This is a genomic window from Falsarthrobacter nasiphocae (assembly GCF_031456275.1).
In the GTDB taxonomy this organism is placed as follows: domain Bacteria; phylum Actinomycetota; class Actinomycetes; order Actinomycetales; family Micrococcaceae; genus Falsarthrobacter; species Falsarthrobacter nasiphocae.
Genome location: NZ_JAVDUI010000001.1, coordinates 1,620,175 through 1,633,126 on the forward strand (window position 1 = coordinate 1,620,175; position 12,952 = coordinate 1,633,126).

General features: G+C 67.4%; 6 protein-coding genes. 5 read left to right on the forward strand and 1 reads right to left on the reverse strand.

Annotated elements, in window-relative coordinates; all coding sequences use genetic code 11:
* The first annotated feature begins 182 nt into the window (after nucleotides 1-182).
* Complete coding sequence (rplJ, locus tag J2S35_RS07335; protein ID WP_309851614.1) at nucleotides 183-719, forward strand: 50S ribosomal protein L10; 537 nt, start codon at nucleotides 183-185, stop codon at nucleotides 717-719.
* 113 nt (nucleotides 720-832) lie between these two features.
* Nucleotides 833-1,204: a 50S ribosomal protein L7/L12 gene (gene rplL, locus J2S35_RS07340; RefSeq protein WP_309851617.1), complete on the forward strand. Its 372-nt coding sequence runs from the start codon at nucleotides 833-835 to the stop codon at nucleotides 1,202-1,204.
* A gap of 180 nt (nucleotides 1,205-1,384) precedes the next feature.
* Here rplL and J2S35_RS07345 read toward each other — a convergent pair whose 3' ends face one another.
* Complete coding sequence (locus tag J2S35_RS07345) at nucleotides 1,385-2,584, reverse strand: acetyl-CoA C-acyltransferase (RefSeq protein ID WP_309851620.1); 1,200 nt, start codon at nucleotides 2,582-2,584, stop codon at nucleotides 1,385-1,387.
* A gap of 252 nt (nucleotides 2,585-2,836) precedes the next feature.
* On the opposite strand from J2S35_RS07345, the gene rpoB reads away from it, so the two are divergent.
* The 3 genes from rpoB to J2S35_RS07360 all read left to right on the forward strand — a co-directional run bounded on the left by rpoB (nucleotide 2,837) and on the right by J2S35_RS07360 (nucleotide 12,918).
* The gene (gene rpoB / locus J2S35_RS07350) at nucleotides 2,837-6,343 is read left to right on the forward strand and encodes a DNA-directed RNA polymerase subunit beta (RefSeq protein ID WP_380084023.1); all 3,507 of its coding nucleotides are present in this window, start codon (nucleotides 2,837-2,839) and stop codon (nucleotides 6,341-6,343) included.
* Between the two features lie 115 nt (nucleotides 6,344-6,458).
* Nucleotides 6,459-10,349 carry a DNA-directed RNA polymerase subunit beta' gene (locus J2S35_RS07355; protein WP_309851624.1) on the forward strand — a complete coding sequence of 1,297 codons (3,891 nt, stop codon included), beginning with the start codon at nucleotides 6,459-6,461 and terminating at the stop codon, nucleotides 10,347-10,349.
* A gap of 463 nt (nucleotides 10,350-10,812) precedes the next feature.
* Nucleotides 10,813-12,918, forward strand: coding sequence for a neutral/alkaline non-lysosomal ceramidase N-terminal domain-containing protein (locus J2S35_RS07360; RefSeq protein WP_309851627.1), 2,106 nt, complete (start codon nucleotides 10,813-10,815; stop codon nucleotides 12,916-12,918).
* Nucleotides 12,919-12,952: the final 34 nt, after the last annotated feature.

Consider the following 12,952-nt stretch of genomic DNA (forward strand, 5'->3'; position numbering starts at 1 on the left):
ACCGTCGGTTGACCGCTTGCGCCCGCAAGAGGTCCGAAGGCTTCGCAACAGCGGGGTGCCCACGCAGGTGACACAAGCATTGACGCCCTCACGGGAGTCCAGGCCCTGTGCATCTTGCACGGGGCTTTTCTGTTGCCAGCCCTCCGCCGCCGGACTTCACTTACCACCCCGGAAGGAGGGTTATGGCAACGCCGAGCAAGAATGCTGCGATCCAGGAGATCGCCGCGGACTTCAAGGAGTCCACCGCCGCTGTCCTGACCGAATACCGTGGGCTTTCCGTTGCACAGCTCAAGGAGCTGCGTCGTTCCCTCGGCCAGGACAACAAGTTCTCGGTCGTCAAGAACACCCTGACGGGCATCGCGGCGAAGGAGGCTGGCATCGACGCGTTCGAGGGTCAGCTCTCCGGCCCCACCGCGATTGCCTTCGTAAAGGGCGACGCTGTTGCAGCCGCCAAGTCCCTGACGGATTTCGCCAAGGCCAACCCGAAGCTCGTCATCAAGACGGGTCTCTTCGAGGGCAAGGCCCTGAGCTCGGACGAGGTCGCGGCACTCGCGGCCCTCGAGTCCCGTGAGAAGCAGCTCGCGCGCGTCGCGGCTGTCCTCAAGGCCCCGATGTCCCAGCTCGTCCGCACCGTCGACGCGCTCCGCGCCAAGCAGGAGCAGGGTGGCGACGCACCGGCCGCCGAGGCTCCCGCAGAGGACGCACCGGCCGCCGAGTAGTTCCTGCTCCACAGGGACTCACCCTGGCGGCAGGCCACACGGCCCCGCCGCCGACACTAGACATTCCGGCCCCGCACTGACAGCGGGGGCGCAGACCAGAAGGGAAGCCACTTATGGCTAAGCTCACCAACGAAGAGCTCATGGCAGCATTCAAGGAAATGACGATCATCGAGCTCTCCGAGTTCGTCAAGGCCTTCGAGGAAGAGTTCGACGTCACGGCTGCCGCCGTGGCCGTCGCGGGCCCGGCCGGCGAGGCCGCTGCCGAAGAGGAGAAGGACGAGTTCGACGTCATCCTCGAGGCCGCTGGCGACAAGAAGATCGCGGTCATCAAGGAGGTGCGTGCCCTCACCGGTCTTGGCCTCAAGGAAGCCAAGGATCTCGTTGACGGCGCCCCCAAGGCTGTCCTCGAGGCCGCCAACAAGGAGACGGCCGAGAAGGCCAAGGAGCAGCTCGAGGGCGCTGGCGCTTCCGTCACCCTCAAGTAGTCTGTGCGCCGCCTTGGCGGCGTGACCTGACGCTCAGCAAGACCCCCGCACCCGTCCTGGGTGCGGGGGTCTTGTCGTTGGGACCGGGCGGGCCCGCGCTGTGGCGGGCGGGGCGTCGTGATGGGCTGGGCCAGGGCCCGTCAGGGGGCCCAGCCGGGCAGGGGAGGCGAGCGGTGTGCGTCAGCGGCGGAGAATGAGCGCCTCGCCCTGGCCTCCTCCTCCGCAGAGGGCGACGACGGCGGTGCCTTCGCCGCGGCGGACGAGCTGGGCGGTGGCCGTCAGGGCCAGCCTGGCCCCGGAGGCCCCAATGGGGTGACCGAGCGCGATGGCCCCGCCGTTCGTGTTCATGTGCTCTGCTGGGAGCCCAAGGAGGCTCGCTGACTGGTGGACGACGGCGGCGAAGGCCTCGTTGACCTCGACAATGTCGACCTCGTCGAGGCCCAGTCCCTCCCGTTCGAGGGCAGCTCGGATGGCGTTGGCCGGCTGGGGGAGGAGCGATGAGTCCGGCCCGGCGACCTGTCCGGCGGAGCAGACGGCAGCGAGCACCTGCCAGCCCTCAGCCTCGGCTCGGCGGCGACTCGTGACAATGAGGGCGGAGGCCCCGTCGGAGAGAGGGGACGATGAGGCGGCGGTGATCGTGCCCTCGGGCGAGAAGGCAGGGCGCAGGCGGGCGAGACCCTCGGGCGTCGTGTCCGGGCGGATGCCCTCGTCGTCCGTGATGCTGAGAGGGTCTCCCTTTCGCTGGGGGACCTGGACGGGGACGATCTCCTCGGCGAAGGCGCCCCGGGCCGCAGCGGCAGCCGCCCGGGTGTGGGATGCGGCGGCGATCCGGTCCTGATCCTCGCGAGAGATGGCGAGCCCCTGCGCATCCCGCTCCGTGGCGAGGCCCATGGAGACCCCGCTCGCGGCGTCGGTGAGGCCGTCGCGGGCGGCGGCGTCAAGCGCCGTGACGTCCCCGTACGTCCATCCCCGCCGCGAGCCGGGCAAGAGGTGGGGCGCCTGGCTCATGGACTCCATGCCGCCTGCGACGACGACCTCGGCATCCCCGAGACGAACGAGCCGGGCCGCGTCGATGACCGCGCTGAGGCCGGACAGGCAGACCTTGTTGAGCGTCATCGCGGGGACCGCCCGTGGGACGCCCGCAGCGACGGCCGCCTGTTTGGCCGGGTTCTGGCCGCACCCCGCCTGGATGACCTGGCCCATGAGGACGAACTCCACCGCCTCTGGCGCCACGCCTGCCCGCGAGAGGGCCCCGGCCATGGCTGCTGCGCCGAGCTCGACGGCGCTCAGGGAGGACAGAGCACCCATGATGCGGCCCTGGGGCGTCCGGGCACCGCCGACGATGACGACGTCCTCGGGGGTGGGGGTGTGGCGTGACATGGATTCTCCTGGCGTCGGGGCGGATGCGCGGGCTCGCAACGGGCGGCCGATCCTGTGATGAGGGTCTCCTCTCAAGACTAGTCCCGGCGGGCGGCCGCCGTCGTCGTTCAATACCACATTGGGGGTGGACAAGGGAAGCAAGACTGGCATAGACTGAGTTTTTGCTTCTCTGTTCATCTTGCGTGCCTTCATATAGCGGTGGGCCCCGAACGTGTCTGAAGCTGACTCGTCAGATCTGTGAAAGGATCCCTCTTGGTCGCCTCGAGCACCTCCACTTCTGAAGCCGCTAACGTGCCAGCGCGTGCACAAGCCGCGGAACGCCATTCATTCGCCAAGATCCCGGAGCCGCTTGACGTCCCCGATCTTCTCGCCCTCCAGACCGAGTCGTTCGACTGGCTCGTTGGCAACGAGCGCTGGCAGGAGCGCGTCCAGCGCGCCGTCGAGGCCGGCGTCAAGGGCCTCAACAACACCTCCGGACTCGCAGAGATCTTCGAAGAGATCTCCCCGATCGAAGACTTCCAGGAGACGATGTCCCTGAGCTTCTCGGACCCCGAGTTCGCCGACCCGAAGTTCACGATCGCCGAGTGCAAGGACCGCGACGCCACCTACGCGGCCCCCCTGTACGTCAAGGCCGAGTTCATGAACAACAACACGGGCGAAATCAAGCAGCAGACCGTGTTCATGGGCGACTTCCCGCTCATGACGGACAAGGGCACGTTCATCATCAACGGCACCGAGCGTGTCGTCGTGTCCCAGCTGGTCCGCTCGCCCGGCGCCTACTTCGAGAAGGCCGCTGACAAGACGAGTGACAAGGACATCTTCACCGCGAAGGTCATCCCCTCCCGCGGTGCGTGGTTCGAGCTCGAGATCGACAAGCGCGACCAGGTCGGCGTGCGCCTCGACCGCAAGCGCAAGCAGTCTGTGACGGTTCTCCTGAAGGCCCTCGGCTGGAGCGAGTCCCGCATCCTCGAGGAGTTCGGCCAGTACGACTCGATCCGCGCGACCCTCGAGAAGGACAACGTCGAGACGCGCGAGGACGCCCTCCTCGACATCTACCGCAAGCTCCGTCCGGGCGAGCCGCCCACGGTCGAGGCTGCTGAGTCGCTGCTCAACAACCTGTACTTCAACCCGAAGCGCTACGACCTCGCCAAGGTGGGCCGTTACAAGCTCAACCGCAAGGTCGGCGTTGACCGCCCGCTCGACGACCCTGACGCCTCCGTGCTCTCGGTCGACGACATCGCCGCGATGGTCCGCTTCCTCGTGGCGCTGCACGCAGGCGAGAAGACGATCAAGGGTGTCCGAGACGGCGAGTCCGTCGAGGTCCGCGTCGAGGTCGACGACATCGACCACTTCGCGAACCGCCGCATCCGCGCCGTCGGCGAGCTCATCGAGAACCAGGTCCGCACGGGCCTGTCCCGCATGGAGCGCGTCGTCCGCGAGCGGATGACCACGCAGGACGTCGAGGCCATCACGCCGCAGACGCTCATCAACATCCGCCCGGTCGTCGCTGCGATCAAGGAGTTCTTCGGAACGTCCCAGCTCTCGCAGTTCATGGACCAGAACAACCCGCTCGCGGGCTTGACGCACAAGCGTCGTCTTTCGGCCCTCGGCCCGGGCGGTCTGTCCCGTGACCGCGCAGGCATGGAAGTGCGTGACGTTCACCCGTCGCACTACGGCCGCATGTGCCCCATTGAGACGCCTGAAGGCCCGAACATCGGCCTCATCGGCTCGCTCGCGTCCTACGGCCGCATCAACGCGTTCGGCTTCATCGAGACGCCGTACCGCCGCGTGCACAACGGCCAGGTCACGGACGAGGTGGACTACCTCACGGCCGATGACGAGATGGAGAACTTCATCGCGCAGGCCAACGCGCCGCTGACCAAGGACCTCAAGTTCGCGGAGGAGCTCGTTCTCGTCCGCCAGCGCGGCGGCGGTGGAGAGCCCATCCTCATCGAGGCTGACCGCGTGGACTACATGGACGTCTCCCCGCGCCAGATGGTCTCCGTGGCAACGGCCCTCATCCCGTTCCTCGAGCACGACGACGCCAACCGCGCCCTCATGGGCGCGAACATGCAGCGTCAGGCGGTGCCGCTGCTGCGCACCGAGCGTCCGCTCGTGGGCACGGGCATGGAGCGCTACGCGGCCATCGACGCCGGCGACTCGGCCCTCGCGGTCAAGCCGGGCGTGGTCCGCGAGGTCTCCGCTGACCTCGTGTCTGTCATGAACGACGACGGCACCCAGTCCACGTACCCCGTCATGAAGTTCGCCCGCTCCAACCAGGGCAACGCGTACAACATGCGCGTCGTCGTGAACGAGGGCGATCGCGTCGAGGCCGGCACGGTCCTCGCCGACGGCCCGTCGACCGACCAGGGCGAGCTCGCGCTTGGCCGCAACATGCTCGTTGCGTTCATGTCGTGGGAAGGCCACAACTTCGAGGACGCCATCATCCTCTCCCAGCGCGTCGTCTCCGACGACATGCTGACCTCGATCCACATCGAGGAGCACGAGGTTGACGCTCGCGACACGAAGCTTGGCGCCGAGGAGATCACGCGGGACATCCCGAACGTCTCCGAGGAGATGCTGAGCCAGCTCGACGAGCGCGGCATCATCCACATCGGCGCCGAGGTCGAGGCAGGCGACATCCTCGTCGGCCGCGTCACCCCGAAGGGCGAGACGGAGCTGACCCCGGAGGAGCGCCTCCTGCGCGCCATCTTCGGCGAGAAGTCCCGCGAAGTCCGCGACACCTCCCTCAAGGTGCCGCACGGCGAGTCCGGCACGGTCATCGGCGTGCGCATCTTCGATCGTGAGAACGACGACGAGCTTGCGCCGGGTGTCAACCAGCTCGTTCGCGTCTACGTCGCCCAGAAGCGCAAGATCACCAACGGTGACAAGCTCGCTGGCCGCCACGGCAACAAGGGCGTCATCTCCAAGATCCTCCCGATCGAGGACATGCCGTTCCTCGAGGACGGCACGCCTGTCGACGTGGTCCTCAACCCGCTGGGCGTCCCGGGCCGCATGAACCTGGGCCAGGTCCTCGAGATCCACCTGGGATGGGCCGCCAAGCAGGGCTGGAAGATCGAGGGAGATCCGGAGTGGGCCCGCGCCCTTCCGAGCCTCCCGCGCGAGACCGGCCCCACCACGGTGGCGACCCCGGTGTTCGACGGCGCCCACGAGAACGAGATCACGGCGCTCCTGGACTCGACGAACCCGACCCGCGACGGCCAGCGCCTCATCGGGGCCTCGGGCAAGGCGAAGCTCATCGACGGCCGCTCCGGCGAGCCGTTCCCGGACCCGATCTCCGTGGGCTACATGTACATCCTGAAGCTCCACCACCTCGTGGACGACAAGATCCACGCCCGCTCCACCGGCCCGTACTCGATGATCACCCAGCAGCCGCTGGGCGGTAAGGCGCAGTTCGGCGGCCAGCGGTTCGGTGAGATGGAGGTGTGGGCGCTCGAGGCATACGGCGCGGCCTACACCCTCCAGGAGCTCCTGACCATCAAGTCGGATGACATCCACGGGCGCGTCAAGGTGTACGAGGCCATCGTCAAGGGCGAGAACATCCCCGAGCCGGGTGTTCCCGAGTCCTTCAAGGTCCTCATCAAGGAAATGCAGTCGCTCTGCCTGAACGTCGAGGTTCTCGGCGCGGACGGCAGCGCGATCGAGATGCGTGACTCGGATGATGAAGTCTTCCGCGCTGCGGAGGAACTCGGCATCGATCTGTCTCACAACGAGCCGAGCTCCGTCGAGGAAGTCTGACCCGCTGACGCAGTCCCCGTGAGGCCTTGAGGGCCTCACGGGGCGCGTCGCCCGTCCACTCCCTCCACACCCCAGACTTCACTAGAATTTTTAGAGAGAAGAGAGACAAGGACCTATGTCCACTGAATCCTCCTTCAGCCTGATGCGCATCGGCCTGGCCACCGCGGACCAGATCCGCGCATGGTCGCACGGCGAGGTCAAGAAGCCCGAGACCATCAACTACCGCACCCTCAAGCCCGAGAAGGACGGCCTGTTCGGCGAGCAGATCTTCGGCCCTTCCCGTGACTGGGAGTGCGCCTGCGGCAAGTACAAGCGCGTCCGCTTCAAGGGCATCGTCTGCGAGCGCTGCGGCGTCGAGGTGACCCGAGCCAAGGTCCGTCGCGAGCGCATGGGCCACATCGAGCTCGCCGCGCCCGTGACGCACATCTGGTACTTCAAGGGCGTCCCGTCGCGCCTCGGCTACCTCCTCGACCTCGCGCCGAAGGACCTTGAGAAGGTCATCTACTTCGCCGCGTACATGGTGACGAGCGTGGACGAGGAGTCGCGTCACGCGGACCTTCCGAACCTCCAGGCCGAGCACGATCTCGAGCGCAAGAACCTCGAGAGCCAGCGCGACGCCGACATCGCCGGGATCGCCCAGGATCTCGAGAAGGACCTGGCCCGCCTCGAGGGCGAGGGCGCCAAGGCGCCCGAGAAGAAGAAGGTCCGGGACCAGGCCGACAAGGCCATGGCGCAGGTGCGCAAGCGCGCCGATGCGGAGATCGAGAAGCTCGATCGCGTGTGGGACCGCTTCAAGAACCTCAAGGTCGCTGATCTTGAGGGCGACGAAAGCCTCTTCCGCGAGCTCCGTGACCGCTACGGCATGTACTTCGAGGGCTCCATGGGCGCCGAGGCCATCAAGAAGCGCCTTGAGGGCTTCGACCTGGCCGCCGAGTCCGAGATCCTCCGCGACATCATCGCCAACGGCAAGGGGCAGCGGAAGACCCGTGCGCTCAAGCGCCTCAAGGTCGTCAACTCGTTCCTCACGACCGACAACAGCCCGCTGGGCATGGTCCTCGAGGCCGTTCCGGTGATCCCGCCGGAGCTGCGCCCGATGGTTCAGCTCGACGGCGGCCGTTTCGCGACGAGCGACCTCAACGACCTCTACCGTCGTGTCATCAACCGCAACAACCGCCTTCAGCGTCTGCTCGATCTCGGGGCCCCCGAGATCATCGTCAACAACGAGAAGCGCATGCTGCAGGAAGCCGTTGACTCGCTGTTCGACAACGGCCGTCGCGGCCGCCCCGTCACGGGCCCCGGCAACCGTCCGCTCAAGTCGCTCTCTGACATGCTCAAGGGCAAGCAGGGCCGCTTCCGCCAGAACCTCCTCGGCAAGCGCGTCGACTACTCGGGCCGTTCGGTCATCGTCGTCGGCCCGCAGCTCAAGCTGCACCAGTGCGGCCTGCCGAAGCAGATGGCGCTCGAGCTCTTCAAGCCCTTCGTCATGAAGCGACTCGTGGACCTCAACCACGCGCAGAACATCAAGTCCGCGAAGCGGATGGTCGAGCGCTACCGCCCGCAGGTCTGGGATGTCCTCGAAGAGATCATCACGGAGCACCCGGTGCTGCTCAACCGCGCGCCCACGCTTCACCGCCTCGGCATCCAGGCGTTCGAGCCGCAGCTCGTCGAGGGCAAGGCCCTGCAGCTGCACCCGCTCGTCTGCGCGGCGTTCAACGCTGACTTCGACGGCGACCAGATGGCCGTGCACCTGCCGCTCTCCCCGGAGGCGCAGGCTGAGGCACGCGTGCTCATGCTCTCCTCGAACAACATCCTCAAGCCGTCCGACGGCAAGCCGGTCACCCTGCCCTCGCAGGATATGATCATCGGCCTGCACCACCTGACGACGAAGCGCGAGGGTGCGCTGGGCGAGGGACGCGTGTTCACGTCCCCCGCCGAGGCTGTCATGGCGCACGACGCCCGCGAGATCCACCTCAACGCGATCGTCAAGATCCGCATCGAGGGCTTCGTTCCGTCTGACGAGCAGCCTGCTCCCGAGGGCTGGGAGCCGGGTCAGCCCGCTCTCATCACGACGTCTCTCGGCCAGGTCATCTTCAACGAGACGCTCCCCGAGGACTACCCGTGGTTCGAGCGCGTCGCCGACAAGGGCTCGCTCTCGACCCTCGTCAACGACCTCGCAGAGCGCTACCCGAAGGTCGTCACGGCGCAGACGCTCGACAACCTGAAGGCCGCCGGCTTCTACTGGGCCACGCGCTCGGGCGTCACCGTGGCCATCTCCGACGTCGCGGCACCCCCGTCGAAGCCGGAGATCATGGCGGGCTACGAAGAGCGCGCCGCGAAGGTGGAGCGCGAGTACGAGAACGGTCTTCTCGCTGAGGATGAGCGCCGTCAGGAGCTCATCGACATCTGGAACAAGGCCACTGCCGATGTCGCGGCGGCGATGGAGGAGAGCTTCCCGAAGCTCAACACCGTCTACCGCATGGTGACGTCCGGCGCGCGTGGCAACTGGAACCAGATCCGCCAGATTGCCGGCATCCGCGGCCTCGTGGCCAACCCGAAGGGCGAGATCATTCCGCGCCCGATCAAGTCCTCCTACCGTGAGGGCCTGACCGTTCTCGAGTACTTCATCGCCACCCACGGCGCCCGCAAGGGCCTCGCGGACACGGCTCTGCGTACCGCCAACTCGGGTTACCTCACGCGTCGTCTCGTCGACGTCTCGCAGGACGTCATTGTTCGCGAGCACGACAGCGGCTCGACGCGCGGCCTCACGCTGCCGATCGCGCAGCAGGATGCGGCAGGCAACTGGGTGCTCCACGAGAACGTCGAGACGAGCGTCTACGCGCGCAACCTCGCGAAGGATGTCGTGGCGGAGGACGGAACGGTCCTGGCTCGCCGCAATGACGACGTCGGAGTCGAGCTCATCGACAAGCTCTTCGCCGCCGGAATCCGCGAGGTGTCGGTCCGCTCGGTCCTGACCTCGGACTCCGAGGTGGGCATCTCCGCCCTCGACTACGGCCGCTCGCTCGCGACTGGCAAGCTCGTGGACATTGGAGAGGCCGTGGGCATCATCGCGGCTCAGTCCATCGGTGAGCCTGGCACGCAGCTGACCATGCGTACGTTCCACACGGGCGGCTCCGCCTCCGCGGACGACATCACGCAGGGTCTTCCCCGAATCCAGGAGCTCTTCGAAGCGCGTACGCCGAAGGGTGTCGCCCCGATCGCCGAGGCCGCTGGCCGCGTGACGATCGAGGACGGCGAGAAGCAGATGCGCATCGTCATCACGCCGGACAACGGCGATGAGGAGATCGCGTACCCCGTGCTCCGTCGTTCGCGCCTGCTCGTGGCGGACGGGGACTCGGTCGAGGTCGGGCAGCAGCTCGTCAACGGCCCGGTGGATCCCAAGCAGATCCTCCGCATCCTCGGCCCGCGCGCCGCGGAGAAGTTCCTCGTCGACGAGGTCCAGGGCGTCTACCGCTCGCAGGGCATCGGCATCCACGACAAGCACGTCGAGGTCATCGTGCGCCAGATGCTTCGCCGCATCACGGTCATCGACCAGGGCGACACGAACCTTCTCCCGGGCGAGCTCGTGGACCGGGCGCGCTTCATGTCCGAGAACCGCCGGGCGGTGGCCGAGGGCAAGCAGCCTGCGTCCGGCCGTCCGGAGCTCATGGGCATCACCAAGGCCTCGCTCGCGACTGAGTCGTGGCTTTCGGCGGCATCCTTCCAGGAGACCACTCGCGTCCTCACGCAGGCCGCGATGGAGGGCAAGAGCGACCCGCTGCTCGGCCTCAAGGAGAACGTCATCATCGGTAACCTCATCCCGGCCGGCACTGGCCTGGAGCGTTACAACAACGTCTCCGTGGAGCCGACGGAGGAGGCCAAGTCCGCGCTGTACTCGGCGGCGACGGCCTTCCCCGACTTCGGTTACTCGGGGCTGGATGACTCCTTCGCCCCCGAGTTCCACTCGGTGAGCCTGGATGACTACTCGATGGGTCAGGATCACGCCTAGGGCCTGATCTGACTTTGTCCCTGACGGGGGTCGCGCTTCGGCGCGGCCCCCGTCTGTCGTATCCGGGGAGTGCGCCGGGCGCGCGCGTGGCAGGACGGGACCCTGCGGCCATGCGCTGGTGGGTCGCTCCACGATGCTCCAAGCCTTCGTCCGGCCTCGAAGGAGTCGGACCCATCAAACCAAGTACGTTTGTTAGTATTTGACGAGTGCGGACGATCGCTGACGGCTCCGTCCGCGCTGCATTGTTAAGTGCTTAACCACTGTGCTTCGTCGAGGGCCGCTGAGTTTCTCCGGAGCTGGACGCGGAACGGAGGCCGCCTTGCGCCAACACAAGCAGGCAACGAGTCAACAGCCCAGCCAGACGAGGAGCACGGGGCGGCGCACGGGGCGAGCCCGTGCGGCTGTCACTGCCCTGACCGTCATAGCACTGTGCGGAGCGGCAGCGCCTCCAGCCGAGGCGCGCTTGCCGCTCTGGCTTCGGCACGGACAGGCCACGCAGCCCGCACAGAAGCCGTCGCCGTCCACCCCTGCGGCGCCCGCCGAGAAGCCTGCGCCGGCGGACGCGGATGCAACGCAGCGCCCCTCAGGCCCGGCGGCCCACCAGAGAGAAGAGCCGCGCCCGCAGGCCACCGCGCCCCAGTTCAACGTCGGTCGAGGCATTGCGGACATCACCTCAGAGCCGGCGGAGGTCGGTTTCATGGGATACGGAGACGGGCGCCAGAAGGGGCAGGGCGTTCACATGCGCCAGTTCGCGAGGGCCTTCGCCGTTCAGGATGCTCGGACCGGGCGCAAGCAGGTCGTCGTCGTTGCCGACATGCTGGCCGTCTTCGATTCGGTGCGCCAGGGCGTTCTCGAGCGCCTGCGCGCGCGCCTGGGAGCGCAGTACGGCGAGGCGAACGTGCTTCTGACGGCGACGCACACCCACTCGGCGACGGGCGGCTACTCGTGGCACAACCTCTACAACGTCACGACGAACGGCTACCACCCCAAGTCGTACAACGCAGTCGTCGGCGGGATCGTCGAGTCGATCGTCAGGGCGGACCGAGACCTGGCCCCAGGCGAGGTGACCTTCTCCCGCTCCGAGCTGAGGGGGGCGAGCGTCAACCGCTCCCGCGAGGCGTTCGAGAAGAACCGGGCCGACCTCAAGCGCAGGCTCCCCAACGGCGTGGACCCGTCCTCGGTGACCATGCGCTTCGAGCGGGAGGGGCGGACGGACGCCCTGCTGAACTGGTTCTCCGTGCATGGAACGAGCCTGCCCACTGAGAACCGTCTCCTCTCCACGGACAACAAGGGCTACGCCGAGTACCTGACTGAGCGCGGCCGGCGAGGCGTGGACTACCTGGCCTCCGGGCGCCCCTCCATGGTCGCCGCCTTCTCGTCTGGCGCCGCTGGAGATGCGAGCCCCAACCTCTGGCTCCGCCCCGGACAGGGCCCCACGAGCGACTCCTTCGAGAACATGCGGATTCTCGGCACTCGCCAGGCCGACGCCGTGGAGCAGCAGCTGTCTGCCCCGGGCACGCCCCTGACGCAGGGTGGGATCGACTCTCGGATCACGTACGTCAACATGAATGGCGCCGTCGTCCGCCCCGAATACTCAGGCACCGGCAGGAGCGAGCGCACGTGCGCGGGCGCCTTGGGAGGCCCGTTCGGGGCCGGGAGCACAGAGGACGGCGGGGGCGGTCTGCCAGTCTTCGCGGAGGGTGCGGGAAAGAACCCGCTCGCCAGCTTCCTCTCGTCCTATCTCCATGTCGCGAACCCGAAGCTCGTCGCATGCCAGAAGAACAAGCAGATTCTTCTGGCGACCGGCGACATGAAGTGGTCGCAGACCAATGTGCCCATCCAGGTCATGCGCATTGGGGACAGGTACGTGGTGGGGTTGCCGTCTGAGGTCACGGCCGCGTCCGCCCTTGTCGTCAAGGACGCGGTGGCCGACAGGATCGGCGTGAGCGCCGACAACGTCATCATCCAGGGCCTCTCCAACGCCTACGCCCACTACGTCACCACGCCCGAGGAGTACTCGGCGCAGCACTACGAGGGCGGTGCCACGCTCTTCGGTCGGCATCAGCTGGCGGCCTATGCGCAGACTGCGGCTGACCTCGCCGCGGCCATGAAGGGCGGCCGCTCCGTCCCGCTGGGACAAAAGCCTGTCAACAGGTCCCGAGCCATGGGGGAGTCCCTGAGCGGCAAGGTCCTCTACGACCTGCCGACTCACGGCCGGTACGGCAAGGAGCTGCGCCGCCCCGCCGCCTCCGTCGCCCGGGGGCAGCTCGTGTCCGCTCAGTTCTCTGGGGCTCACCCCAACAACGACCTGCGCACAGGCGCGTCCTACATGTTCGTGGAGCGCCAGGAGAGAGGCCGGTGGGTCAAGGTCGCTGACGACACGGACTTCGCCACCCGGTTCGTCTGGACGCGCTTCCTCGCCGCGCGAAGCAAGGTGGACCTCCAGTGGACTGTGCCGGCCGATGCTCGGCCCGGCGTCTATCGGTTCCGGTACGAGGGCGCCGCGAGGGACGGCGCCGGACGGATCTCGCCCATCCGCGGGACCTCCAGCCATTTCGTCGTCCGCTAGCGCGTGACGGGAGGGGCAGGCGGAGAGACGACGA